The sequence below is a fragment of the Nocardioides daphniae genome (genome assembly GCF_004777465.1).
GTDB classification, from domain to species: Bacteria; Actinomycetota; Actinomycetes; order Propionibacteriales; family Nocardioidaceae; genus Nocardioides; species Nocardioides daphniae.
On the sequence record NZ_CP038462.1, the window covers coordinates 3420982 to 3444116 of the forward strand.

Sequence of the window (23135 nt, forward strand, 5' to 3'; positions counted from 1 at the left end):
CGGCAGCGCCGTCCGCCCAGCCGTCCGCCGAGCCGCGCGCCCGGCCACGCGCCCCGTCGCGACCAGGCACGTGCAGCAGGCCCCGGCACGCGTCCTCACCCCGACCGCGCAGGAGTCCGAGACCGTCCTCGAGCTCTCGGTCGCGGCGCAACCGTGGTGGGGCGATCACGCCTTCTACCCCCAGCCTGAGGGCTGGGAGTGCCTGGAGGACCGGTTCCCGCTGGTCCCGATGACCGCCCTGATCGAGATGCTCGCCGACGAGGCGCAGAAGCTGGTGCCCGGCAGCGTCGTCGTCGCGGTCGAGCAGGTCAGGGCCTTCAAGTGGCTGGCCGTCGAGCCCGCCGCCACGGTCACCGTCCGGGCCACCCTGGACGCCGAGGCCAGCACAGCCGCCGGACCCGGGAGCTGGTGCGTCAAGGCATCGATCGACGGCCACACCCGGGCCGTCGTACGCCTGGCCGCCGAGCACCCGCAGGCCCCCGCGCCCGCCCGACCCGGATCACCGGCGAGATCCCCCGGGAGTGGACCGTCGAGCAGATCTACGCCGACGGCCATCTCTTCCACGGGCCCGCCTACCAGGGCATCGCCTCCGTCGAGGCCTTCGGCACCGACGGGGTCGCCGGCCACCTGGAGACCAAGCCGTTCCCCGGGTCGCTGCTCGACAACGCCGGCCAGCTCTTCGGCATCTGGGTCGCGGCCCGCGCCGACAAGGACCGGCTCGTCCTGCCGACCTCGGTCGACCGCTTCGCCTTCTTCGGGCCGCACCCCGAGCCCGGCACCGTGGTCCGGTGCGTGGTCACCTGCACCGCGCTGGAGGAGACGCACGTGCGCGCCGACCTCGAGCTCACCGTCGACGGCCGGGTGTGGTGCCGCATCGAGGGGTGGGAGGACCGTCGCTTCCAGAGCGACGACCGCCTCTTCATGATGCTGCGCGAGCCCGGCGACCACCTGCTCGCGCTGCCCCAGCCCAGCGGCTGGTTCCTGGTCGTCGAGGGCTGGCCCGACTCGGCGTCGCGCGAGGTCGTGATGCGCCGCTTCCTCAACCAGGCGGAGCGGGCCACCCACATGGGCCTCAACCCGCGGGCGCAGCGCACGCGCCTGCTCGGGAGGATCGCCGCGAAGGACGCCGTGCGGGCGCGCCTGTACGCCGCCGGACGGTCCTCGGTCTTCCCGCTGAGCTCGGGATCGAGAACGCCGACTCCGGTCGTCCGCACGTCCTGCTCCCGGGCCAGGACGTCGCCGGCACGCCGGGGCTCGGTGACCTCCGGATCTCGATCGGCCACACCCTCGGCGGCCGGGGGGCGCCGGTGGGCCTCGGCGTCGCGATCGCCGCCGACGGGGTCGACGTCGGCATCGACGTGGAGCGCGTCGACACCCGCGGCGACCAGTTCGCCAGCACCGCCATGGCCCAGCCCGAGCTCGACCTCTTCGACCACCACTTCGGCGCCCTCACCGGCCGCGACCGCGACCGCGAGCTGACGCGGTGGTGGGCCGCGAAGGAGGCCGCGGCGAAGGCGCTCGGCACCGGGCTCCAGGGGCGTCCCCGCGACTTCGTGGTCGCCGAGGTCGCGCAGGCCGACGGCGAGGTCGCGCTGCGCGTCGGCGAGCGCTGGATCGCGACCACCAGCGTCTTCCCCACCACCACAGATCCCAGCACCACCACGGCGTCGTCCGACGCTGCCGCACCGGAGGAGTACATCGTTGCCTGGACAGACCTCGAGCCACGCCATGGCTGAGACCCCCGCACCCGTCACCGTCACCCGGGAGTCCGTGCTGGCCGACCTCGAGCGCATCCTGCTCGAGGTGGTCGGTGACGACCTCCTCATGGACGGCCCCCTGGAGATGGAGACCTCGTTCAGCGACGACCTCCAGCTGGAGAGCATCGAGTTCGTCGCGCTCGCCGAGGAGCTCCTCAACACCTACGGCGAGAAGGTCGACTTCGTGACCTGGATGTCGGGCATGGAGCTCGACCAGGTGGTCTCGCTGACCGCCGGCCAGGTCGTCGACTTCGTCGTCGCGTCACTGGAGGCCTGAGCCGTGCCCTACATCGAGTCCAACGGACTGAAGTTCCACGTGCAGGTCCTCGGCGGCGGCGTCGACGACAGCGGCGCCAAGCGGCCCAAGGTCGTGATGCTCCACGGGCTGGTCATCGACAACCTGTCGAGCTGGTTCTACACGCTCGGCCACCCGATGGCGCAGCAGGTCGACGCGCACCTGGTCGACCTCCGCGGCCACGGGCGTACCGAGATCGCCGACTCCGGCTACCACGTCGCCGACCACGTCGCCGACCTGCTGGGCCTGCTCGAGGCGTGGGAGATCGACGAGCCGATCCACTTCTTCGGCAACTCCTTCGGCTGCGTCGTGGGGCTGGCGCTGGCCAAGCAGCACCCCGAGAAGGTGGCCAGCCTCTTCCTGATCGAGGCGCACTTCTCGGTGCCCGGCTGGGGCGAGCACATGGCCGGCACCCTGGCGCTGGCCGCCTTCGGGCTCGACGAGGTGGCCGTACGCGAGTACCTCGCCACCGAGGCCGACCGGAAGACGTCGCGCCTGGCGAAGCGCACCGAGAAGCTCTTCTTCGGCACGTCGCTGATCGAGGACCTGAAGACCGAGACGCCGATCGACTGGCTCGACGAGATCCAGTGCCCAGTCTTCGCGATCTACGGCTCGGAGTCCGACATCCTCGACCGGGCCCGTGAGCTCGAGGCGAAGGTGCCGCACTGCACCCTCGAGGTCGTCGAGAACGCGAGCCACTCACTGCTCATCGAGAACGCCGCGCTCATCAAGTCGCGCGCCTTCGCGTGGCTCAACACCCACGTCGGCACCGACTTCGTCGTCGAGCACGTCGACGTCGCCAGCCGCGAGGGCGCGCTCGGCACGATGGGTGCCCCCGAGGCGATGGAGGTGCTCAACCAGATGGCGGCGGAGAACAGGCACCTGCTCGACGAGCGGGCCGTCCCCGTACGACGCGTGGTCTGAGCGTGGCGCGCTTCCTCTTCGTCGTCCCGCCCTTCGCCGGACACGTCAACCCGACCATCCCGGTCGCGGCGGAGCTGACCCGGCGCGGCCACGAGGTCGCGTGGGCGGGCCTGCCCGGCCAGCTCCGGGCGATGCTGCCCGAGTGGGGCCGGTTCATCCCGGCGGGCTCGGAGGAGTGGGCGGCAGTGGTGGCCGAGCGCAACGTGCTCCGGTCCGACCTGCGGGGCGCGGCGGCGTACAAGTTCCTCATGGAGGAGGCGCTGATCCCCATGTGCCTGGTGATGCTCGAGGGCGTCGACCAGGCCGTCACCGACTTCGCCCCCGACGTGCTGGTGAGTGACCAGCAGACGTGGGCGGGCGCGGTCGTGGCGCGGCGGCGTGGCCTGGTGTGGGCGACGTCGGCGACCACGTCAGCCGAGATGGTCGACCCGCTGGCCGGGCTGCCGAAGGTCGCCGAGACCTTCCACCGCACCCGGGTCGAGCTGCAGGTCGACCACGGGGTCGCGCCCGAGGTGGCCGAGGCCGGCGACCTGCGGCTGTCGGAGCACCTGGTGCTCGCCTACACGTCCAGCGCGCTGGTCGGCGACGGGCTGGAGAGCGTCAGCGGGTCGGTGCCCGTGGCGTACGTCGGCCCGTCGGGCCTGGACCGCGACGAGGTCGACGACTTCGACTGGAGCCTGGTCGACCCCGAGAAGCCGCTGGTGCTGGTCTCGCTGGGCACGCTGAGCGCGGAGTCGGGGACCCGGTTCTGGCAGGTGGCCGCCGAGGCCTTCGCCGACCAGCCGTGGCAGGGGATCTTCGTGGCGCCTCCGGCGCTCGTGCCCGACGCGCCGGCCAACGTGGTCGTGCGCGAGCGGGTGCCACAGCTGGCGGTGCTGCGCCGCGCGGCGGCCGTGGTGTCGCACGGCGGCCACAACACGGTGTGCGAGTCGCTGTCGAACGGGTTGCCGCTGGTGGTGGCGCCGATCCGCGACGACCAGCCGGTGATCGCCGACCAGGTGGTGCGGGCCGGGGCGGGCGTACGGGTGAAGTTTGCCCGGGTCAGGGCGGAGGCCCTGCGGGCGGCTGTCGACCAGGCGTTGCACGACGAGTCGCTGCGGGCCGGGTCGCAGTCGATGGCCGCCGACCTCGCCTCGTGCGGGGGCAAGGCGGCTGCGGCGGACGCGCTGCTGGGGCTGGCCGCGCGGGTGCCTGCCTGACGACGTGTGGAACGTCGACCAAAGGTGCCGATGAGGGTCTGAAACGGACTCCTCACGCGACCTTTGGTCGACGTTTCGCTCAGACGCGCTCGAGCAGGAAGAGCGGGATCTCCCGGTCGGTCTTCTTCTGGTACTCGCCGTAGGTCGACCACGTGGCGACGGCGTGCTCCCACCAGTCGGCGCGCTCCTCGCCCTCGAGCAGTCGCACGGAGTAGGTGTGCTTCTCGGGGCCGTCCTGCAGGTCGACCTCGGGGTGCGCCACGAAGTTGGCGTACCAGGACGGGTTCTTCGGGCCTCCGCCGTACGACGCCACGGCCAGGTACTTGCCGTCGCGCTCGACGCGCATCACCGGGTTCTTGCGGAGGTTGCCCGACTTGGCGCCGCGCGAGGTGATCACCACGACGGGGTCGTCGGTGCCGGGCAAGGTGGTGGCCCGGGTGCCGCCGGACGCCTCGTACTCAGCGACCTGGTCACGGACCCACTGGGCGTTGGACGGGACATAGGTTCCTTCGAGTGCCATGTGGGGGCAACCCGCGCGTGACCGCGGCCATTCCCCGCCCCGTCCCGACGCGCGCCGGCCCGATAGCCTGCCGCCATGAGTGCGATCGACGGAGTGAGCGACACGTTCGACCCCGACGCCTGGGACGTGGTTCCCGGGTTCGAGGGCCTGACCGACATGACCTACCACCGGGCGAAGGCGCACGGGACGGTCCGCATCGCGTTCGACCGCCCGGACGTGCTCAACGCCTTCCGGCCGCACACGGTCGACGAGCTGATCGCGACCCTTGAGCACGCGCGTACGTCGGCCGACGTGGGCTGCGTCCTACTCACCGGCAACGGGCCGTCGGCGAAGTCGGGCAAGTACTCGTTCTGCTCCGGTGGCGACCAGCGCATCCGCGGCAAGGCGGGCTACCAGTACGAGGACAAGGAGATCGGCGCGGACGACACCGGCGCCGAGGCCCCGTCCCCGATCGACAAGGCCAAGCTGGCGCGGCTGCACGTGCTCGAGGCGCAGCGCCTGATCCGCTTCATGCCCAAGGTCGTCATCTGCGTGGTGCCCGGCTGGGCCGCCGGCGGCGGCCACTCGCTGCACGCCGTGGCCGACCTGACCATCGCGAGCCGCGAGCACGCGGTCTTCAAGCAGACCGACGCCGACGTGGGCTCCTTCGACGGCGGTTACGGCTCGGCCTACCTGGCGCGCCAGGTGGGTCAGAAGTTCGCCCGCGAGATCTTCTTCCTCGGCGACGCGTACGACGCCGAGACGATGCACCGCATGGGCGCGGTCAACAAGGTCGTCGACCACGCCGACCTGGAGAAGGTCGCGCTGGAGTGGGGCGCCAAGATCAACGGCAAGTCGCCGACCGCCCAGCGCATGCTCAAGTACTCGTTCAACCTGCTCGACGACGGCCTGGTCGGCCAGCAGCTCTTCGCCGGCGAGACCACGCGCCTGGCGTACATGACGGACGAGGCGCAGGAGGGCCGCGACCAGTTCGTCGAGAAGCGTGAGCCCGACTGGAGCCCCTACCCCTGGTACTACTGAGCCGCTACTACTGAGCCGCTACTACTGAGCCGCACAGCGGGATGGCGGAAGGTTCGGGTCACCTGGTGACCTGAACCTTCCGCCATCTCTCACTTCCTGAGCCTCAGGTCTGCGCCAGCACCTCCTCGTGCCCCACCGACTCCAGCCCCAGCGCCTCTCCGACCGGCGCGCTGGTCAGCAGGCCGGCGTGGGTGCTGAGGCCACGGGCCAGACTCGCGTCCGCCCGTAGCGCGCCGCGCCAGCCCTGGTCGGCCACCGCCACGGCGTACGGCAGGGTCGCGTTCGTCAGGGCGTACGTCGAGGTGTTGGGCACGGCGCCGGGCATGTTGGCCACGCAGTAGAAGGTCGAGCCGTGCACCTGGAAGGTCGGGTCATCGTGGGTGGTCGGGCGGGAGTCCTCGAAGCAGCCGCTCTGGTCGATCGCGATGTCGACCAGCACGGAGCCGGGCTTCATCTGGGCCACCAGGTCGTTGCTGACCAGCTTGGGTGCGGCGGCGCCGGGGATCAACACGGCACCGATGACCAGGTCGGCCTCGCGGACCTGGTCCTCGATCACCAGCTTGGACGAGGCCAGCCCGTGGACCCGGTTGTCGTAGCGCCAGAACGACATCCGCAGCTTGTCGAGGTCGGTGTCGAGCAGGGTGACGTCGGCACCCATGCCGAGCGCGATGTTGGCGGCGTTCTGCCCGGAGACGCCGGCGCCGATGATGACCACCTTGGCGTTGGCGACACCACCGACGCCGCCCATGAGCACGCCGCGCCCGCCCTCGGCCTTGAGCAGCGCGTGCGCCCCCACCTGCGGCGCCAGGCAGCCGGCCACCTCCGACATCGGGTAGAGCAGCGGCAGCGAGCCGGAGGGGAGCTGGACGGTCTCGTACGCGATCGCGGTGACCTTGCTGTGGATGAGCGCCTCGGTGAGCGGCTTGTCGGCGGCCAGGTGCAGGTAGGTGAAGAGGGTCAGGTCCTCGCGCAGCCGGTGGTACTCCTCGGCGACGGGCTCCTTGACCTTGAGCACCATGTCGGCGGAGCCCCAGACCTCGTCCGGGTCGGTGACGAGGGTGGCGCCGGCGGCTGCGTACTCCTCGTCCGTGACCAGTGAGCCGAGCCCCGCGCCGGACTCGACGAGCACCTGGTGCCCGCGCGAGACGAGCTCGTGCACGCCGACGCGGGTGATGGCCACCCTGTACTCGTTGTTCTTGACCTCGCGGGGAACGCCGATGACGGTCATGGTGGATGCCTTCTCTCTGTCCGCGCCGGTGGGCGCTGGGTGGGGCCGCGGGGGTGTGCGGCGTCAGGTGGAGATCTCGGTCAGCAGCTCGCGTACGTGGCCGAGCGCGAGCAGCACCTCGCCGAAGCTCGTGCTCAGGGGCGACAGGCCGGCGCGCAGGCCGCGCGGGTGGCGGAAGTCGGGGATGACGCCGCGCTCCCACAGGCCGGCGACGACGTCGCGCATCGCGTCGTGCTCGAGCAGGACGTGGCTGCCCCGGCACTCGGGGTCGCGGGGTGAGGCGACGGTGACGCCGTGGGGCGCGAGCAGCTCCTCGGCGACCCGGATCGTGAAGTCGGTCAGCAGCACCGACTTGGCCCGGATCGCCGGCATCCCCGCCTTCTCGACCAGGTCGAGCATGTCCTGCAGCGGCAGCATCCCGACGATCGGCGGGGTGCCGCTGATGAAGCGCCGCATGCCGGCCGCCGGCTCGTAGGCCCCGCCCATCGCGAACGGCTCCGCGTGACCCATCCACCCGGCGATCGGCTGGACCAGGCGCCCCTGCAGCCGCTCAGCGACGTAGCCGAACGCAGGCGCGCCCGGCCCGCCGTTGAGGTACTTGTAGCTGCACCCCACCGCCAGGTCGACGCCGTCGGCATCCAGGGCGAGCTCGACCGCGCCCGCCGAGTGGCAGAGGTCCCAGAGCACCAGCGCGCCCGCCTCGTGGACGGCGGCGGTGATCGCCGGGAGGTCGGCGACGTACGCCGACTTGTAGGCAACGTGGCTGAGCAGGACGACCGCGGTGCTCGACGAGACGGCGGCGCGCACCTCCTCGACCGTCACCCCGGCCGCGGGGTCGGGCTCGATCCAGCGCACGGTCAGGCCGCGCTCGGCGGCGATCGCGTCGACGATGTAGCGGTCGGTGGGGAAGTTCTCGGTGTCGGCGACGACCTCCGTACGCCCGGGGCTGGCGTCCACCGCGGCCCGCAGCAGCTTGTAGAGCATCACCGTGGTCGAGTCGGCGACGACGGTCTGGCCGGGCGCCGCGCCGAGGACCACCCGCCCGAGCTGGTCGCCCAGCACCAGCGGATGCTCCATCCACCGCTCGTCCCAGGAGCGGATCAGGCGTGCGCCCCACTCCTCGGCGACGAACGAGCCGACGCGGTCGCGCGTCCGCACCAGCGGGCGGCCGAGCGAGTTGCCGTCGAGGTAGGCCAGCACGCCGTCGGGCAGGACGAAGGCGTCACGGTAGGAGGCCAGCGGGTCCTCGGCGTCGAGCCGCCGGGCCTGATCGAGGAGGTGGGCAGGCAGGTCAGGCACGAATCTCCTCCAGGGGTGCAGCAGTGAGGCGCCGGCAGTCGGCGAGCCAGGCGATGGTCTCCTCGGCGGTCGTCGGCAGGGGCCGTGGCGACACGAGCAGCCGGTCGACCGGCACCGGGCCGGGTCCGGTCACCCCGGTGAGGGCGACGAGCAGCTCGTCGCCCGCGAGCCCCGCCTCACCCAACGCACGGATCTCGCCCGGGTTCACCCCGGCCGGCGCGGGCCCGTTGCCGGCGTCGGTGCCGTACACGACCCGCCCGCCGAGGGCGCGGAACCGGCGTACGTTGTCGAGCGCGCGCTCACGGTCCGCACCGTCGTGGATGGCCAGGGTCGAGCACCAGGTCATCGACCGGCCGCGACGCAGCAGCTCGTCGGGCACGCTCTCGGTCCACGGCGCGTGGGCGAGCAGGTCGGCACCGACCTCGACGGCCCGGGCGACCTGGCCCTCCCCCTCGGCGTGCACGGCGACCGGCAGGCCGGCGTCGTGCGCCGCCGCGACCAGCGCCGCCAGCGTCGCGTCGTCGAGCAGCGCCATGTCGGCATTGAGGGCGACCTTGACCAGGTCGTACCCGGCCGCGACGACCGCCGTCACCGCACGCCGTGCCGCCGCCGGGGCGTCGACGGCGCGGATCGACGCTTCCGGCGCCCACGACCGGCCCGACGGGTAGCCCCCGGGCGCGGTGTGGAACGGCCCCGCGACCCGGACCTGCAGCCCACTCGGCGGGCGGCCCCGCCACCCCAGCGCAGCCTCGGGCTCCCAGCCGAGGTCGTGCACCTCGACCACGGGCGACTCCGCCAGGTCGGCCAGGTCGACGAGCCCGAGGTGGACGTGCCGGTCGACCACACCGGGCATCACCGTCACAGGCTGCGGTCGTACGCCCGCAGGCACCGCCCCGACCCGCTCCACGACGCCGTCGCTCACCCGGAGCAGGGACGGTCCGCGCCGCTCCCCGTCCCAGCAGTCGGCGACCGCGTGCTCAGGCACCGATCTGGGTCCGCACGCGGTAGAGCTCGGGGAAGAAGGTCAGGTCGAGCGCCCGCCTCAAGAAGTCGACGCCCGAGCTGCCGCCGGTGCCGGTCTTGAAGCCGATGGTGCGCTGCACCGTGCGCAGGTGGCGGAAGCGCCAGAGCTGGAAGGCGTCCTCGAGGTCGACCAGGTCCTCGCAGACCGCGTACGCCGCCCAGTGCCGCTCGGGGTCGCCGTAGACCTCCGCGAAGACGTCGACCAGCTCGGGCACCTCGACCCACGCCCGGCGGACGTCGCGCTCGAGGACAGCGGCCGGGACGTCGAGCCCGGTCCGCGCGAGGTGGCGCAAAAACTCGTCGTACACGGTCGGCTCGTCGAGCAGCCGGGCCAGCGAGGCCTGCGTCCCGGGCCGCGCGTGGAAGACGGGCAGCATCTCGGCGTTCTTGTTGCCGAGGATGAACTCGACCGAGCGGTACTGGTGCGACTGGAAGCCCGACGAGGAGCCCAGGAAGCCGCGGAACTCGGCGTACTCGCTCGGCGTCAGGGTGGCGAGCACCGACCACTGCTCAGCCAGCGTGCGGAAGATGTGCTTGACCCGGGCGAGCGCCTTACGGGCCCGGCTCGGCTCGTCGGCGGCGAAGTGCGCGCGCACCGCGGTCAGCTCGTGCAGGACCAGCTTGAACCAGAGCTCGGTGGTCTGGTGCTGGACGATGAAGAGCAGCTCGTCGGGGTGCTCGGGCTGGCTCAGCGGGTGCTGCGCGGCGAGCAGCTGGTCGAGGCCGAGGTAGGAGGCGTAGTCCAGGACGCTGGAGAAATCCGTGCGGATCCCCTCCTCGAGCGGACGTTCGCCGGGTCCGCCTGCCATCCACCTCACCACCTTTCGTTGCGGAGCACTGTCACCATCTTGACCGAGGAGGTGGCGTGCGTCACATCGTTGCACCCGCCAGACTGACGGCGTGCCCACCGCCTCCGACGTCCGCTCCGCCCTCGCCGCAGTCGCCGACCCCGACGACGCGGTCGGCTACGCGCGCTTCTTCCAGACCCAGCCCGGCGGCTACGGCGAGGGCGACGTCTTCATCGGCGTACGGGTGCCGAAGGCGCGGAAGGTCGCGACGGCGTACGCAGCCCTTCCGCTCGACGAGGTGCGCGACCTGCTCGACGACGTCGAGCACGAGCACCGGTTCACCGCGCTGGTGATCGCGGTCGAGGCGTTCAAGCGGGCGCTGCGGCCGCGTACGCGCGACGACGAGCTGCGCGCACGGCTCCACGCGCTCTACCTCGACGCGGTGCTCGCCGGCTGCGTCGACAACTGGGACCTGGTCGACGTCTCCGCCGAGTGGCTGGTCGGTGAGCACGTGCGTACGACCGGGGCCGGCACCGCGCTCCTCCACCGGCTCGCGGGCGACGACGACCTGTGGCGGCGACGCGTCGGGGTCATCGCCACCGTTGCCTTCATCAAGGCCGGCGACCCCGCGCCCACCTTCGCGGTGGCCGAGCAGGTGCTCGACGACCGGCGCGACCTCGTCCAGAAGGCGACCGGGTGGATGCTGCGCGAGGTCGGCAAGCGGGTCGACCGGGCCCTGCTGGTCGACTTCCTCACCGACCACGCCGCCGGCATGGGGCGCACCGCGCTCTCCTACGCCACCGAGCACCTCGACGCCGAGCTGCGTGCGCACCTGCGCTCCCTGTGAGGCTCCGTCGACGTGACGCGCCACCACTTGCGCGCCACAATGGGCCGGCGCCCGCTCCACCGGAGACGTGGGCGGACGGTGAGGGGGTCAGATGAAGGTCGTCGTGCTGACGGGAGCCGGCATCTCCGCGGAGAGCGGCGTGCCGACGTTCCGCGACAGTGACGGGCTCTGGGAGGGCCACGACGTCATGGAGGTGGCCACCCCCGAGGGGTTCGCCGCCGACCCCGCGCTGGTGCAGCGCTTCTACGACCTGCGCCGCGCCCACCTCGCCAAGGTCGACACCAACCCGGCGCACCTCGCGCTGGCCCGCCTCGAGCAGGCGCTCGGCGACGACCTGCTCGTCATCACGCAGAACGTCGACGACCTCCACGAGCGCGCCGGCTCCACGCGCGTCCTGCACATGCACGGCGAGCTCAGGTCGGCGCTCTGCCTGGCCTGCGCCGACCGCTTCCCGTGGGAGGGCGACCTCGCCCACTCCCCCGCCTGCCCCGGCTGCGACGAGGCGATGCTCCGCCCCGACGTGGTCTGGTTCGGCGAGATGCCCTACCGCATGGACGAGGCGCTGCAGGCCCTGCAAGAGGCCGACCTCTTCGTCGCCGTCGGCACCTCCGCGCACGTGCAACCGGCCGCTGCCTTCGTCCACTGGGCGGCCGAGCAGGGCGCCCGCACCCTGGAGATCAACCTCGCGGAGACCCTCTCCACCGACGACTTCGACGAGTCCCGGCAGGGGCGTGCTGGCGACCTCGTGCCGCGCTGGGTCGAGGAGCTCCTGGCCGGTCGCTGAGCAGCCGCTGGGCAGTCGCTGGGCAGTCGCGGGCCTCAGGGCCAGGGCGGCAGCTCGGGCAGCCCGGGACGTCCGCGGCCGACCAGCCAGGCCAACGTCTGGCGCTCGTCGAGCCCGCCCGGGACCTCGACCCCCGGCGCCCGTCGCGGCAGCCGGCGCAACTCGCCGGGCAGCAGGAAGGCGACGAAGTCGTCGGACCAGTCGTCGGCGGTGAAGCCAAGGTCGAGGTCGATGCGGTGGATCTCCACCTCCCGCCAGCGCGCGACCAGCAGTCGGGTCGCGGGGCGCAGGTGCCCGTCCCACTCGAGCTCGTACGTCCACCCCTCCGCGTCGACGGCCCGGATCGCGGCCAGGCAGCGGGTGTCGGCGGCGACGAGGTCGTGGACCAGCGCGGAGGCCGGCTGGGTGGCGCTGCTCTCGATCTCGGCCTCACGCCCGGCGGTGCCGCCCGGGTAGCGCACGGCCGGCGTGCGGGAGCGTGCTCCCTCCGCCAGCCGGGTCGTGGAGTCGGCGTGCCGGGCCAGGTGGGCGATGACGTGGGAGCGGTCCCAGCCGGGCAGCGGGCTGGGCTCGTCGACCTGGCGCTGGGTCACGCCGGCGAGCTGCGCCTCGAGCGCGGCGTGGCTGCGCGCGATCTGCTCGACCAGCGCGGGCGCCTCCTCGGGCGTGGGCAGCGGACTCATGCGTCGGCCGCCGGCAGGAGGACGCGGATGGTGGTGCCCACGCCCAGCTCGGAGTCGACGGTGACCCGGCCGCCGTGGCGCTGGACGATGCGGCGCAGGATCGGCAGGCCGAGCCCGGTGGGTCGCTTGAGGGCGTCGGGGTTGGTCGACCGGAAGAACTCGGCGAAGAGCATCGAGCGGTCGGTCTCGGAGATGCCGATGCCCTCGTCGCGGCACTCCAGCACCACGCACTCGCTCGCGGGCGACGCTGAGGGTGACCTGGTCGCCGGGGTCGGAGTACTTGATGGCGTTGGAGAGCACGTTGGTGACCACGCGGACCAGCTCGGCCCGGTCGCCCTCGACGACCTGCGGCTGCTCGCAGGGCTCGATCCGTACGCTGACCCCGCGCCGCTCGGCGGCCAGCTGCTGCATCTCGACGGCCTCCTCGAGCACCCCGACGAGGTCGATCCGCACCCGTTCGAGCGGGTGGGCGGGGTTGCCCAGCCGGCTGAGCGTGAGCAGGTCCTCGGCGAGGCGGTCGAGGCGTTGGGCGCCCCTGCCGATCGCGGCGAGCGACCGCTGCCAGTCGTGCGGGACGTCGGGGGAGGACTCGAGCAGCTCGAGGTGGCCGAGGATGACGCCGATCGGGTTGCGCAGCTCGTGGGACATCGTGGAGATCAGCTGGCTGCGGTAGGCGTCGAGCCGCAGGAGCTGCTCGGTCAGCTGCTGCTCGCGCTCGTGGGCCCGGGCGTTGAGCACCGCCCGGCCGAGGTCGCGGCCGACGTCGAGGGCGGCGACGCTCTCGCTGGCGGTCCAGCGCGGGGTGTCGAGCGCGCGGACGATGACGATCGTCCCGATGAACTCACCCGCCGCCCCGATCGGCACCAGCACGCAGGTCCCGATGCCGGTGGAGCTCATGAACTTCTCCACGACCATCACGTGCTCGGCGGTGAGGATGTCGTCGGCCCACACCTCGCCGGGCTCGAAGACGACGACCGTGTTGGTGCGCCAGGCACGCTCCACCATCAGGTCGAGCGCCTCGAAGAGGAACCGCCCACCTCGCATCTTCTCCGGGATCACCTTGTAGGTGCCGGACTCACGCAGGTGCACCTGGAAGTCGGTGGCGCTGAAGCCCTCGCGCAGCTTGGAGTGGGCCAGTTCGAGCAGCTCGTCCAGCCCCATGGCGTTGCTCGCCTGCCGGATGAACCGGCGGGTGAGGTCGGCGAACCGGACGCGCTGGAGCAGCTCCTCGCGCTCCACGGCGTTGACCACGGCGGTGAAGCCGAGCTGGAGGCGGTCGGAGAGCTCGAGCAGGTCGTCGCCCTTGGGCCGTCGCCCGTCCTCGGGCTCGTCGAGGTGCAGCACGGCACGCAGCCGGTCGTCCTCGTCGGTGAGCAGCGCGACGATCATGTCGTCGGTGTGCCAGGCGTCCGGCCCCTCGATCTCCTCGAACGTCGGCATGTAGCCGTAGGTCTCGAGCAGGTCGTAGGTCTGCGGCGTACGCCACTCGCGGGCGATGAAGGTGAAGGCGCCGTAGGTCGCCCCGGTCTCGTAGACCGGGGCCATCACGTCGAAGGGGCGGGCCTGGCCGAGCAGCTTCGCCTCGGCGTCGGGGTTGTTGTGGATGGCGACGAACTCGAGCATCCGGTCGGCTCGGAGCACCTCGATGGCACAGACCTTGAAGGGGGTCTGCTCGGCGATCGACTCGGCGAAGCGTGCGATCGCCTGCCGGTCGGCAGGCGTGCCCCACATGTCCGTGCGCACGCGCTCGGCAGCCGGCGCTGGCTGCTGCCTTTCGTCCATCGACCCGTCCCCCATTGGCTCACTGTGCCACCGATCACATCAAACACGGGAACGTCACGCTCCTGTACCCCTTCGACACCGGGAAAATTCTGGTTACTCTTCAGTACATGACGCGCGAGATCTACAACGAGGACCACGAGGCATTCCGAGCATCGGTCAAGGAGTTCCTGGACCGTGAGGTCGTCCCCCACCTCGACACCTACACCGAGAACCACGGCCTGACCCGCGACTTCTGGCTCGCGGCCGGCGCAGCGGGCCTCCTGGGCCTGGAGATCCCGGAGGAGTTCGGCGGCTCCGAGGCCGGCGACTACCGCTTCAACGCGGTCATGACCGAGGAGCTGGCCAAGGTCAACATGACCCTGCCGAGCTGCCTGGGCATCCACGCCGACATCACCGTGCCCTACCTGGTGCACCTCACCGACGACGAGCAGAAGAAGCGCTGGCTGCCGAAGGCCGCCTCCGGCGAGCTGCTCACCGCCATCGGCATGACCGAGCCCGGCGGCGGCTCCGACCTCGCCAACCTGAAGACCACCGCGGTGCGCGACGGTGACGACTGGATCATCAACGGCTCCAAGACCTTCATCACCAACGGCGGCTCGGCCGACCTGGTGCTGGTCGCCGCCCGCACCGCCCCGGAGAAGAAGGCCAAGGGCATCTCGCTCTTCGCCGTCGACACCTCGCTGCGGGATTCTCCGTCGGCCGCGTGCTCGACAAGGTCGCCAGGACGACTCCGACACCGCCGAGCTGGCCTTCGAGAACGTCCGCGTCTCGAACGACGACCTGGTCGGCCCCCTCGACACCGGCTTCATCTCGATGATGCAGTTCCTGCCGCAGGAGCGCCTCGGCTCGGCCGTCACCAACCTGGCCCACGCTGCGCAGATCCTCGAGGAGACGATCCAGTACGCCAAGGACCGGAAGGCCTTCGGCGTCTCGATCGGCTCCTTCCAGAACACCCAGTTCCTGCTGGCCGAGCTGACCACCAAGGTCGAGGTCACCCAGGCCTACATCGACCAGTGCGTCATGAAGCACACCCGCCACGAGCTCACCCCGGTCGACGCCGCGAAGGCCAAGTGGTGGTCGTCGCAGGTGCAGTCGGAGGTGCTGGACCACTGCGTCCAGATCCACGGCGGGTACGGCTACATGAACGAGTACCGCGTGGCGCGTGCCTGGCGCGACGCCCGCGTGACGAAGATCTGGGCCGGCTCCAACGAGATCATGAAGATGCTGATCGGTCGTGATCTGGGTCTCTGACCCTGCATCCGACTCCACGGAAGGCCGTCACCCCTCGGGGTGGCGGCCTTCCTGCGTCCGGGCGGCTCCGCTCGACGGGCGCCAGGAGGGTCCCGAGAAATGAACGGCCGTTCGATCATTTCCCACACCCGCCCCCGGGCGGGCAACGAGCCGGCCCGTCAGGCAAGACACCCGGCGCCCTGTCGGCGCCAACTGCTTGGGTGGTCGTACGCACATTCCTCGGGAGGGCATGCGATGCGACGCTTCACCTTGCGTACGACGACGGCACTGGTCGGCACGGCACTGGCGGCCTCACTGGTCGCGGGGTGTGCCCAGGAACCGCCCGCGGCCGAGCCGCGACGCAGCGTCAGCCCCGAACCCAGCGCGGAACCGTCCGACTCACCCTCGGAGTCTCCTTCCGAGTCGGTCGACCCCGAGGAGCCGCAGGAGGTCGAGACGGCCGTCGAGCGGCCCTCCCCCTTCCGCCGGATCCCCGACGGCCTGGTGGAGACACCGTCGGAGGTGGAGCTCGGGCGGCTCTCGGTCGGGGGACGGGACAGGCTGAGCGGTGAGAAGTTCGCGATCGCCGTGGCCCAGTTCATCGTCGACACCGGTGAGGCCCGCAACCAGGGCGCGGTGATCGACGCGGTCGCCTCCCCGCGACTCTCCGAGACGGCCCGAGACCAGGTGGTCGCCGACTACGACGGGCAGCGCGGCCTCCAGGTGGAGCGGGTCCTCACGGCCGACGGAGAGACCTGGATGCGCTCCGGCACCACCGGCAAGCGGAAGGCGCCCCGCGAGGTGCGCGTCGAGCTGGCCGGGGTGATGGACAACGGCGTCCCCGACCAGGTCTTCGTGGGCGCGGTCCGCGTCGACGTCGTACGCCGCGCCGGTCGCTGGGAGGTCTCGCACGTCGCCGGCCCCGCCGTGCGCGCCCCGCTCCCCACGCGGCTCGCCAGCGTGAAGCCGTTCCTCGAGGGGCGGCACTGGCGCCAGCTCCCGGCAGTCGGTGACGCGAGGAAGCCGGCGGCCGAGCCCGGGCGCAAGCCCAGGCCCGACCGAGCCTCCGCCAAGAGGAAGAGGAAGCGCTGACTCAGCTGGTCGCCAGCCGCGTGTTGTCGATCTCGGGGTAGTGCCGACGCATCGCGACCTTGCGCTCCAGCTCCTCGATGATCCGCGGCGCGAAGTCGACGCCGTTGAGCTCCTGGGCGCTGCCCAGGCCGCCGGGGCTGAAGACGTTGATCTCCATCAGCTTGTCGCCCACGATGTCGAGCCCGACCAGGAACATCCCGTCGGAGACCAGCTTGGGCCGGACCACGTCGACCAGCTCCAGCATCTCGTCGGTCACCGCCACCTTCACCGCCTTGCCGCCGGCCGACATGTTGGAGCGGATGTCGCCCTTCGGCGTGGTGCGGCGGAAGGCGGCGTACGAGCCGTCGACCTCGAGCGGGCGCCCGTTCATCACGAAGAGCCGCACGTCGCCGTTGACCGCGTCGGGCAGGAACTCCTGCGCCACCACGTAGCCGTCACGGGCGATCGCCTCGATGATCTGGTTGAGGTTGGCAGACTCCTTGTCGTCGATCAGGAAGACACCCGCGCCACCGGACCCCTGCAGCGGCTTCAGGACCGCCTTGCCGCCGAGCTCGTCGACGAACGCGCTGATCTGCTGCTCGTCGCGCGAGATGAGGGTGCGCGGGCGGACCACCTCGGGGAAGTGCTGGAAGTAGGCCTTCGAGAGCGCGTTGGCCAGGCTGGTGGGGTCGTTGACGACCAGGACGCCGGTGCTGGCGATGAGCTGGCCGAAGGCGACGCCTGCGTTGTTGGCCCACGGTGACGAGTCGGCGTCGTCAGCGGGGTCGTTGCGGAGCATCACGACGTCGAACTCGTCGAGCGCGATCAGCCTCTCCATGTCGGGGCGCTGCACGTCCTCGAGGTGCTTCTTCAGCGAGCGGTAGTTCTTTGCCTCCCCGGCCCGCGCCTTGGCGGTCAGCGTGCCGTCGGGCTGGTAGGAGAAGTCCCCGATGCCCATGAACCAGGCCTCGTGACCCATCTGGCGTGCGGTGACGGCGAGCCGGTTGGTGGTGTAGTACTCCTGCTCGGTCTCGATCGCGTTGACCACGAATCCGATCTTCATGCGTGTCCTTCCACTAGTTGGCTCAGGTCAGTCACCCCTGAGGCCCACCCGAGTCGCTCGGTCGACGTCGGGTCGTCCAGGTAGCGCGGCAGCAGCCGCGGCGGCGCGAGCGCGCCTCGTTCGTCGAGCTCGGCGATGAGCGGCAGGTCCTGCAGGGAGAACTTGCCCAGCCAGAGCAGGTCGAGGTCGCCGTCGTCGGCGAGGTGGGCCAGCAGGTCGACGACACCCCGCAGGTAGATCGCGTCCTTCGTCGTGCCGCCCGCGCGGTAGACGCGCATGACGGTGGTGAAGGCGCTGCCCTCCGGCACCCCCGCCTCGACCAGGGCCGCGTACGCCTGTGCGAACGACGCGCCGTCGACCATCCGGTGCACGGTGAGCACCCGGTCGGCGAGCTGGCGCAGGCGGAAGGGCGTCAAACCGCCGCAAGCCACCTCGCCCAGCACGGCGAGCCCCTCCTGGGTCTCGTCGTAGCCGGCGAGCCCGGTGCCCAGCACCTTGACCGGCTGGGCCAGGCCGTTGACGTGGGTGACCAGGTGGGTGCCGACCTCGTGGTGGAGCAGCGCGGCGGCGCGGTTGCGCTGGATCGTGCTCTCCGGGCCGATCAGCAGGGTGTCGCCGGAGACCATGACGCCGTTGACGTCGGGCCGGATCTCGGCGTGCATCTCGATGCCGGGCGCCTGCTCGCGGTAGTAGCCGATCTCCTCGGTGGCGAGCGCACAGAACTGCTCCGCGTCCAGCGGGTCACCTGCCGGTTCGACCCACCCGATCCCGGCCAGCACCCGCTCGGCGTGCTCACGCAGGCCGGGCGAAACGCCGCCGTACAGCTCGATGCTCAGCGCGTGGAAGTCGGCGGTGTCGCGGGCCTTCAGCATCTCGAGCTGGAGGGCCAGCTCACGGTGCTTGGCGCGCAGCAGGTGCGCGAGGGTGCGGTCCTCGACGGTCGTCACGTCGATCCCGGCGAGCTGCTCCTCCAGGACGGCGGGCTCGTCGGAGAGCTCGCGGTAGGTGAAGACCGGGTCGGTGACGCGGCCGGCGAGGAACTCCTGCTTCGCCTCGTCGGCGTCGACCGGGGTGATGTGGAGCAGGAAGCTGAAGCTCTCCGAGACCTGCGCGAGCGCCCGGTCGACAGCCAGGTCGGCGGCGGAGAAGGGGGAGGTGCCGCTCATCGGTCGAGGTCGGCCAGGGACTTCTCGAGCACCGGGAGCGTGGCCGTGAGTGCGGCACGGATCTCCTCGAGGTGGTCGTCGCGGACCTCTCCGGTCCACTCGTCCATCCAGGTCTTCTTGAACTCCAGCGCCAGCACGCAGCCGACCCCGGGATATCGGGTGTGGACGAACCAGGCCAACGCCCGCCCCTTGAAGGCGACGTTCTCCCGGGCGTCGACCCGATGTCCTCGCACGACCTGCTCCCCGAGGGCGCGGACGAAGCGGTCGACCAGCGGCCCGAAGACCTCCTGGTTGACGCTGCCGGTGCCCACGTTGACCTCGGGGTTGTCCGCGTCGGGCGCGGGCTGGGCGGCGGCACCGTCGCGGCGGTGGTTGTACGAGTGCACGTCGAGCAGCACGAACGGGCCGCGGGCGGCAACCTCGTCCAGCCGCTCGGCGAGGGCTGCGTACACGTGGTCGTAGACGGCGAGGCTGCCCTCGGTCAGCTCCTTCGACAGCGGCGGGTCGCGCCACACGTCGAGACCCCAGCAGTCGTCGGGCTCGCGGTAGACGGCCTCCTCGCGGGGCCGGTTGAGGTCGACCTCGAAGCGGGAGCGGTGGGTGACCATCCGGCTCGGCACCACCGAGGCGATCCGGTCGGTGAAGGGGTCCTCCTCGCGCAGCCGGGTGTCCTCGTCGAGCACCATCTCGGGCTGCAGCTCCGGTCGCACCTCGTGGCCGGCGTGCACCGACGTGGCGACGACCTGACCGTCCCAGGGGCCGACGAACTCAACGATCTCGTCCATGGGGGTTCCCTACCCACGGGCGGCGCTGGCTCAACCATCAGCGGGCTGAGCGGTGACGCGACACCCACCCAGCACAGCCTCACCTTCGTTGCGTCGCCCCGCCGCCGGAGTCACGATGTGGGCGTGAGCTTCGACATCGGCACCGACGACGACCCGCAGCACTTCCACGACCAGATGAAGGGCTCCGTGACGGGCCGTCTCAACTGGCTGCGCGCGGCCGTGCTCGGCGCCAACGACGGCATCATCTCCACCGCTGGCGTGGTGATGGGTGTCGCGGGCGCCACCACCGACGAGTCCGCGATCCTGCTGGCCGGCGTGGCCGCGCTGACGGCCGGCGCGATCAGCATGGCCGCCGGCGAGTACGTCTCGGTCTCCACCCAGCGCGACTCCGAGAAGTCGATCCTGGCCATGGAGAAGATCGAGTTGGAGCAGATGCCCGAGACCGAGCGCAACGAGCTGGCCAGGATGCTGCGCGACAAGGGTCTCAGTGAGGCGACGGCCCAGCAGGTCGCCACCGAGATGCACGAGCACGACGCGCTGGCCGCCCACGCCGAGATCGAGTTCGGCATCGACCCCGACGAGCTCACCAACCCGTGGCACGCGGCCTGGGCGTCGATGGTGGCCTTCACCCTGGGTGCCCTCGTGCCGCTGCTGGTGCTCGCCCTGCTGCCGGCGTCCGTACGCCTGCCGCTCACCGTCGTGGTGGTCGCCGTGGCGCTCGCCGTCACCGGCGCCGTCAGCGCCCACCTGGGCTTCAGCCCCAAGCTCCGCGCGGTCATGCGCAACGTCGTGGGCGGCCTCCTGGCGATGGGCATCACCTACCTCGTCGGCATGCTCTTCGGCGTGACCGTGGGCTGACCCCGGGCCGCCGTGCGCTGCTTCGTCGCCGTCCTGCCACCGCCCGAGGCCGTCGAGCACCTCGCCGACTTCCTCGAGCCACGCCGGGCGGCGGCCGACTTCCGGTGGACCGCGCCCGACCAGGTGCACCTCACGCTCGCCTTCGTCGGCGACCTCGCCGAGCGCCGGCTCGACGACCTCGTCGAACGCCTCGAGCGGGCGGCGGGCCGGCGGCGTACGGTCGAGACGGCGATCACCGGAGGCGGTGCCTTTCCGCACGTCGCCGGCGCGAAGGTGCTCTGGGCGGGGCTCGACCTCGACGAGGACGACGCGGTGGAGGTACGCCGGATGGCCGACGGCGCCCGGGCCGCCGCCAACCGGGCGGGGGCCGCGGTCGACGGCCAGCGCTTCCGGCCGCACCTGACCGTGGCCCGCTGCGGCAGGCCCACCGAGGTCAGCGACTGGGTGCGCCTGCTCGACACCTACCGCGGCCCGGCGTGGACGATCGACACCTTCACGCTCGTGGAGTCACACCTGGGCGAGGGGCCGCGCGGGCGGCCGCGGTACGAGGTGGTGGCGGAGCTCCCGCTGGGCTGACGCCGCTCAGCTGCGCCGCAGCACGGTCAGCCCCACCAGGCGCGAGACCACCATCGCGACGTAGAAGACGCCGATGACCTGCTCGACCATCACGAACGAGCGCGCGTGGTCGACGACGGGGTAGACGTCGGAGAGCCCGACGCTGGTGAGCGTCGTGAACGACAGGTAGAGCAGGTCGAACCAGGCCAGCGGCTCCGCGCCGTCCGGGCTGGCGGCCCCGACGAAGGAGCCCGGCCAGACCACCTGGACCGCGGCGTACAGGTAGGCGAACGCCCAGGCCACGACCGTGAAGGCCGCGCCGGTCGCGAAGAGCTCGTCGCGGGTGACGTGGTCGTCGTGGAAGAGATGGCGGAGCATCGCCCACGAGACGAAGAAGTAGAACGGCACGTGGAAGGCCGCCGACACCAGCACCACCGGCCCCGAGTCCGGCACCACCGCCTCGGCCACCGCCAGCCCCATCGCCGGCAGGCCGAGCAGGATCGCCACCCAGGTGAGCACCTGCGTACGCCGCACCACCATCACGGCCGCCAGCACGGCAACCATCTGGAAGACGCCGGCCACCGCCCGCCCCAGCGTCGACTCGTCCAGGCTCGGGTAGGAGAGCACCACCAGCAGCTGGGCGGCGAGCAGCACGGCCGAGGGGTAGCGCGCCATCAGCGCCGGCAGCGTACGCCGCTCTGTCATCTCCACGAGGTGATCCTAGGAACGACCTCGGCGGACGTCATCACCATTGGCTCCCGCAGGAGCCGCTGACGATGACGTCCGCCGAAGGGCGACCGTACGAGGTCACGTCGTCAGGAGAGCGCCTTCACGATGTCCTCGACGCGGTCCTTCGCGTCGCCGAAGAGCATCCGGCTGTTCTCCTTGAAGAAGAGCGGGTTCTGCACGCCCGCGTAGCCGGTGGCCATGGAGCGCTTGAAGACGACGACGTCCTTGGCGTTCCACACCTCCAGCACCGGCATGCCCGCGATCGGCGAGTTGGGCTCCTCGATCGCGGCCGGGTTGACCGTGTCGTTGGCACCGATCACCAGCACCACGTCGGTCTCGCCGAAGTCCTCGTTGATCTCGTCCATCTCCAGGACGATGTCGTAGGGGACCTTCGCCTCCGCGAGCAGCACGTTCATGTGGCCCGGCAGGCGACCCGCGACGGGGTGGATGCCGAAGCGCACGTCCACGCCCTTCGCCTGCAGCTTGCGGGTCATCTCCGCGACCGGGTACTGCGCCTGCGCCACGGCCATGCCGTAGCCGGGCGTGATCACCACGGACCTCGCGTTGGCCAGCAGCTCGGCGGTCTCGTCCGCGAGGATCTCGCGGTGCTCGCCGTAGTCGCGGGCCTCACCCTGCACGGCGCCGTCGGAGCCGAAGCCACCGGCGATCACGGAGACGAACGAACGGTTCATCGCCTTGCACATGATGTAGCTGAGGATCGCACCCGAGGAGCCGACCAGCGCACCGGTGATGATCAGCAGGTTGTTGCCGAGCATGAAGCCGGCGGCAGCCGCGGCCCATCCGGAGTACGAGTTCAGCATCGAGACCACGACCGGCATGTCGCCGCCGCCGATAGCCGCCACGAGGTGGAAGCCGAGGAAGAGCGCGAGCGCGGTCATCACGACCAGCGGGATGGTGCCGAGGTGCTCGTCGGCGTAGCCGTCGATGTTCATGAACCAGACCATCAGCACCAGCGAGATGACGATGACGGCCAGGTTGAGCCAGTGGCGGCCCGGCAGGACCACCGGCGCCGACTTCATCTTCGCGCTCAGCTTGAGGTTGGCGATGATCGAGCCGGTGAAGGTCACCGCACCGATGAAGACGCCGAGGAAGATCTCGACGCCGTGCGCGCCACCCGAGGCCTCGGGGTGCGCGAAGTAGGTGTTGAAGCCGACCAGGACGGCCGCGAGGCCGACGAACGAGTGGAGCAGCGCCACCAGCTCGGGCATGCCCGTCATCTCGACGGTCTTCGCCTTGCGGGCACCGATCACCGCGCCGATCGCGATCGGGACGAGGATCAGCACCAGGGTCAGGCCGACGCCGTGGCCGTAGCCGAACTCGGCCTGCTGGAGGGCCAGCAGGATGGTCGCCACCAGGGCGATGCCCATGCCGGCGATGCCGGCCTGGTTGCCGCGCTTGGCGGTCTCGTGCTTCGACAGCCCGGCGAGGGCGACGATGAAGAGGACGCCGGCGACGACGTACGCGCCCTGGATCAGGCCCGAGAGCTTCTCGGAGGTCAGGAGGTCCAT

The 23135-nt window shown here is 71.3% G+C and carries 23 protein-coding genes and 3 pseudogenes; 13 read left to right on the forward strand and 13 right to left on the reverse strand.

Going from position 1 to position 23135, the window contains the following annotated elements; genetic code table 11:
- Nucleotides 1-408: 408 nt before the first annotated feature.
- The 5 genes and pseudogenes from E2C04_RS22205 to E2C04_RS16780 form a co-directional block, all read left to right on the forward strand.
- A pseudogene (locus tag E2C04_RS22205) lies at nucleotides 409-846 on the forward strand (polyketide synthase dehydratase domain-containing protein); the annotation flags it as partial.
- A 461-nt stretch (nucleotides 847-1307) separates the two neighbouring features.
- Complete coding sequence (locus E2C04_RS17910; RefSeq protein ID WP_238694358.1) at nucleotides 1308-1736, forward strand: 4'-phosphopantetheinyl transferase superfamily protein; 429 nt, start codon at nucleotides 1308-1310, stop codon at nucleotides 1734-1736.
- Nucleotides 1729-2034, forward strand: coding sequence for an acyl carrier protein (locus E2C04_RS16770; protein ID WP_135833472.1), 306 nt, complete (start codon nucleotides 1729-1731; stop codon nucleotides 2032-2034). The genes E2C04_RS17910 and E2C04_RS16770 overlap by 8 nt, the downstream gene beginning before the upstream one ends.
- Nucleotides 2035-2037: 3 nt before the next feature.
- Nucleotides 2038-2976 (forward strand): alpha/beta fold hydrolase, encoded by a 939-nt coding sequence (locus tag E2C04_RS16775; protein WP_135833473.1) that lies wholly within the window; start codon nucleotides 2038-2040, stop codon nucleotides 2974-2976.
- Nucleotides 2977-2978: 2 nt separating this feature from the next.
- Entirely contained in the window at nucleotides 2979-4175 is a 1197-nt protein-coding gene (locus E2C04_RS16780; protein WP_135833474.1) for a glycosyltransferase, read from the forward strand.
- 79 nt (nucleotides 4176-4254) lie between these two features.
- Here E2C04_RS16780 and E2C04_RS16785 read toward each other — a convergent pair whose 3' ends face one another.
- On the reverse strand, nucleotides 4255-4695 hold the full coding sequence (locus E2C04_RS16785; RefSeq protein WP_135833475.1) for a nitroreductase family deazaflavin-dependent oxidoreductase: 441 nt from the start codon (nucleotides 4693-4695) through the stop codon (nucleotides 4255-4257).
- Between the two features lie 75 nt (nucleotides 4696-4770).
- Between E2C04_RS16785 and E2C04_RS16790 the strand changes: the two genes are divergently transcribed.
- Complete coding sequence (locus E2C04_RS16790) at nucleotides 4771-5715, forward strand: 1,4-dihydroxy-2-naphthoyl-CoA synthase (RefSeq protein ID WP_135833476.1); 945 nt, start codon at nucleotides 4771-4773, stop codon at nucleotides 5713-5715.
- Between the two features lie 103 nt (nucleotides 5716-5818).
- Here E2C04_RS16790 and ald read toward each other — a convergent pair whose 3' ends face one another.
- The 4 genes from ald to E2C04_RS16810 all read right to left on the reverse strand — a co-directional run bounded on the left by ald (nucleotide 5819) and on the right by E2C04_RS16810 (nucleotide 10074).
- Nucleotides 5819-6943, reverse strand: a complete 1125-nt coding sequence (ald, locus tag E2C04_RS16795; RefSeq protein ID WP_135833477.1) for an alanine dehydrogenase — start codon at nucleotides 6941-6943, stop codon at nucleotides 5819-5821.
- Between the two features lie 63 nt (nucleotides 6944-7006).
- A complete protein-coding gene (kynU, locus tag E2C04_RS16800; RefSeq protein ID WP_188420994.1) occupies nucleotides 7007-8242 on the reverse strand; it encodes a kynureninase in 1236 nt (411 codons plus the stop codon).
- Complete coding sequence (locus tag E2C04_RS16805) at nucleotides 8235-9227, reverse strand: amidohydrolase family protein (protein WP_202977824.1); 993 nt, start codon at nucleotides 9225-9227, stop codon at nucleotides 8235-8237. The genes kynU and E2C04_RS16805 overlap by 8 nt, the downstream gene beginning before the upstream one ends.
- Entirely contained in the window at nucleotides 9220-10074 is an 855-nt protein-coding gene (locus E2C04_RS16810) for a tryptophan 2,3-dioxygenase (RefSeq protein ID WP_135833479.1), read from the reverse strand. The genes E2C04_RS16805 and E2C04_RS16810 overlap by 8 nt, the downstream gene beginning before the upstream one ends.
- A 91-nt stretch (nucleotides 10075-10165) precedes the next feature.
- Between E2C04_RS16810 and E2C04_RS16815 the strand changes: the two genes are divergently transcribed.
- Nucleotides 10166-10900, forward strand: a complete 735-nt coding sequence (locus E2C04_RS16815; RefSeq protein ID WP_135833480.1) for a DNA alkylation repair protein — start codon at nucleotides 10166-10168, stop codon at nucleotides 10898-10900.
- 91 nt (nucleotides 10901-10991) lie between these two features.
- Nucleotides 10992-11684, forward strand: coding sequence for an NAD-dependent deacylase (locus tag E2C04_RS16820; protein WP_135833481.1), 693 nt, complete (start codon nucleotides 10992-10994; stop codon nucleotides 11682-11684).
- 35 nt (nucleotides 11685-11719) lie between these two features.
- On the opposite strand, the gene E2C04_RS22210 is transcribed toward E2C04_RS16820, so the two are convergent.
- From E2C04_RS22210 to E2C04_RS22220, 3 genes and pseudogenes are all read right to left on the reverse strand, one after another.
- Nucleotides 11720-12367 carry a maleylpyruvate isomerase N-terminal domain-containing protein gene (locus tag E2C04_RS22210; RefSeq protein WP_188420990.1) on the reverse strand — a complete coding sequence of 216 codons (648 nt, stop codon included), beginning with the start codon at nucleotides 12365-12367 and terminating at the stop codon, nucleotides 11720-11722.
- Nucleotides 12364-12540: an ATP-binding protein gene (locus E2C04_RS22215; protein WP_420873113.1), complete on the reverse strand. Its 177-nt coding sequence runs from the start codon at nucleotides 12538-12540 to the stop codon at nucleotides 12364-12366. The genes E2C04_RS22210 and E2C04_RS22215 overlap by 4 nt, the downstream gene beginning before the upstream one ends.
- A 313-nt stretch (nucleotides 12541-12853) precedes the next feature.
- Nucleotides 12854-14164: pseudogene (locus E2C04_RS22220) on the reverse strand (histidine kinase dimerization/phospho-acceptor domain-containing protein); the annotation flags it as partial.
- A 92-nt stretch (nucleotides 14165-14256) separates the two neighbouring features.
- Between E2C04_RS22220 and E2C04_RS21705 the strand changes: the two are divergent.
- The 3 genes and pseudogenes from E2C04_RS21705 to E2C04_RS16835 all read left to right on the forward strand — a co-directional run.
- A pseudogene (locus E2C04_RS21705) lies at nucleotides 14257-14769 on the forward strand (acyl-CoA dehydrogenase family protein); the annotation flags it as partial.
- A gap of 193 nt (nucleotides 14770-14962) precedes the next feature.
- On the forward strand, nucleotides 14963-15400 hold the full coding sequence (locus E2C04_RS21710; RefSeq protein ID WP_338088792.1) for an acyl-CoA dehydrogenase family protein: 438 nt from the start codon (nucleotides 14963-14965) through the stop codon (nucleotides 15398-15400).
- A gap of 234 nt (nucleotides 15401-15634) precedes the next feature.
- On the forward strand, nucleotides 15635-16471 hold the full coding sequence (locus E2C04_RS16835) for a hypothetical protein (protein WP_135833483.1): 837 nt from the start codon (nucleotides 15635-15637) through the stop codon (nucleotides 16469-16471).
- 1 nt (nucleotide 16472) lies between these two features.
- Here the strand turns inward: E2C04_RS16835 and E2C04_RS16840 are convergent, their stop codons facing one another.
- From E2C04_RS16840 to E2C04_RS16850, 3 genes are read right to left on the reverse strand one after another with little or no spacing between them, the layout of a single operon-like run.
- Complete coding sequence (locus tag E2C04_RS16840) at nucleotides 16473-17513, reverse strand: glutathione synthetase (protein ID WP_135833484.1); 1041 nt, start codon at nucleotides 17511-17513, stop codon at nucleotides 16473-16475.
- Nucleotides 17510-18679 (reverse strand): peptidase MATCAP family protein, encoded by a 1170-nt coding sequence (locus E2C04_RS16845; RefSeq protein WP_135833485.1) that lies wholly within the window; start codon nucleotides 18677-18679, stop codon nucleotides 17510-17512. The genes E2C04_RS16840 and E2C04_RS16845 overlap by 4 nt, the downstream gene beginning before the upstream one ends.
- Nucleotides 18676-19464, reverse strand: coding sequence for an N-formylglutamate amidohydrolase (locus E2C04_RS16850; RefSeq protein ID WP_135833486.1), 789 nt, complete (start codon nucleotides 19462-19464; stop codon nucleotides 18676-18678). Before E2C04_RS16850 ends, E2C04_RS16845 begins: the two co-directional genes overlap by 4 nt.
- A 123-nt stretch (nucleotides 19465-19587) precedes the next feature.
- On the opposite strand from E2C04_RS16850, the gene E2C04_RS16855 reads away from it, so the two are divergent.
- Together E2C04_RS16855 and thpR are read left to right on the forward strand one after the other, a co-directional pair.
- On the forward strand, nucleotides 19588-20322 hold the full coding sequence (locus E2C04_RS16855) for a VIT1/CCC1 transporter family protein (protein ID WP_229721408.1): 735 nt from the start codon (nucleotides 19588-19590) through the stop codon (nucleotides 20320-20322).
- Nucleotides 20323-20334: 12 nt separating this feature from the next.
- Nucleotides 20335-20898 carry an RNA 2',3'-cyclic phosphodiesterase gene (gene thpR / locus E2C04_RS16860; protein ID WP_135833487.1) on the forward strand — a complete coding sequence of 188 codons (564 nt, stop codon included), beginning with the start codon at nucleotides 20335-20337 and terminating at the stop codon, nucleotides 20896-20898.
- Between the two features lie 6 nt (nucleotides 20899-20904).
- Here thpR and E2C04_RS16865 read toward each other — a convergent pair whose 3' ends face one another.
- Entirely contained in the window at nucleotides 20905-21582 is a 678-nt protein-coding gene (locus tag E2C04_RS16865) for a potassium channel family protein (RefSeq protein WP_229721437.1), read from the reverse strand.
- A 110-nt stretch (nucleotides 21583-21692) separates the two neighbouring features.
- Nucleotides 21693-23135 (reverse strand): Re/Si-specific NAD(P)(+) transhydrogenase subunit beta, encoded by a 1443-nt coding sequence (gene pntB, locus E2C04_RS16870; protein ID WP_135833488.1) that lies wholly within the window; start codon nucleotides 23133-23135, stop codon nucleotides 21693-21695.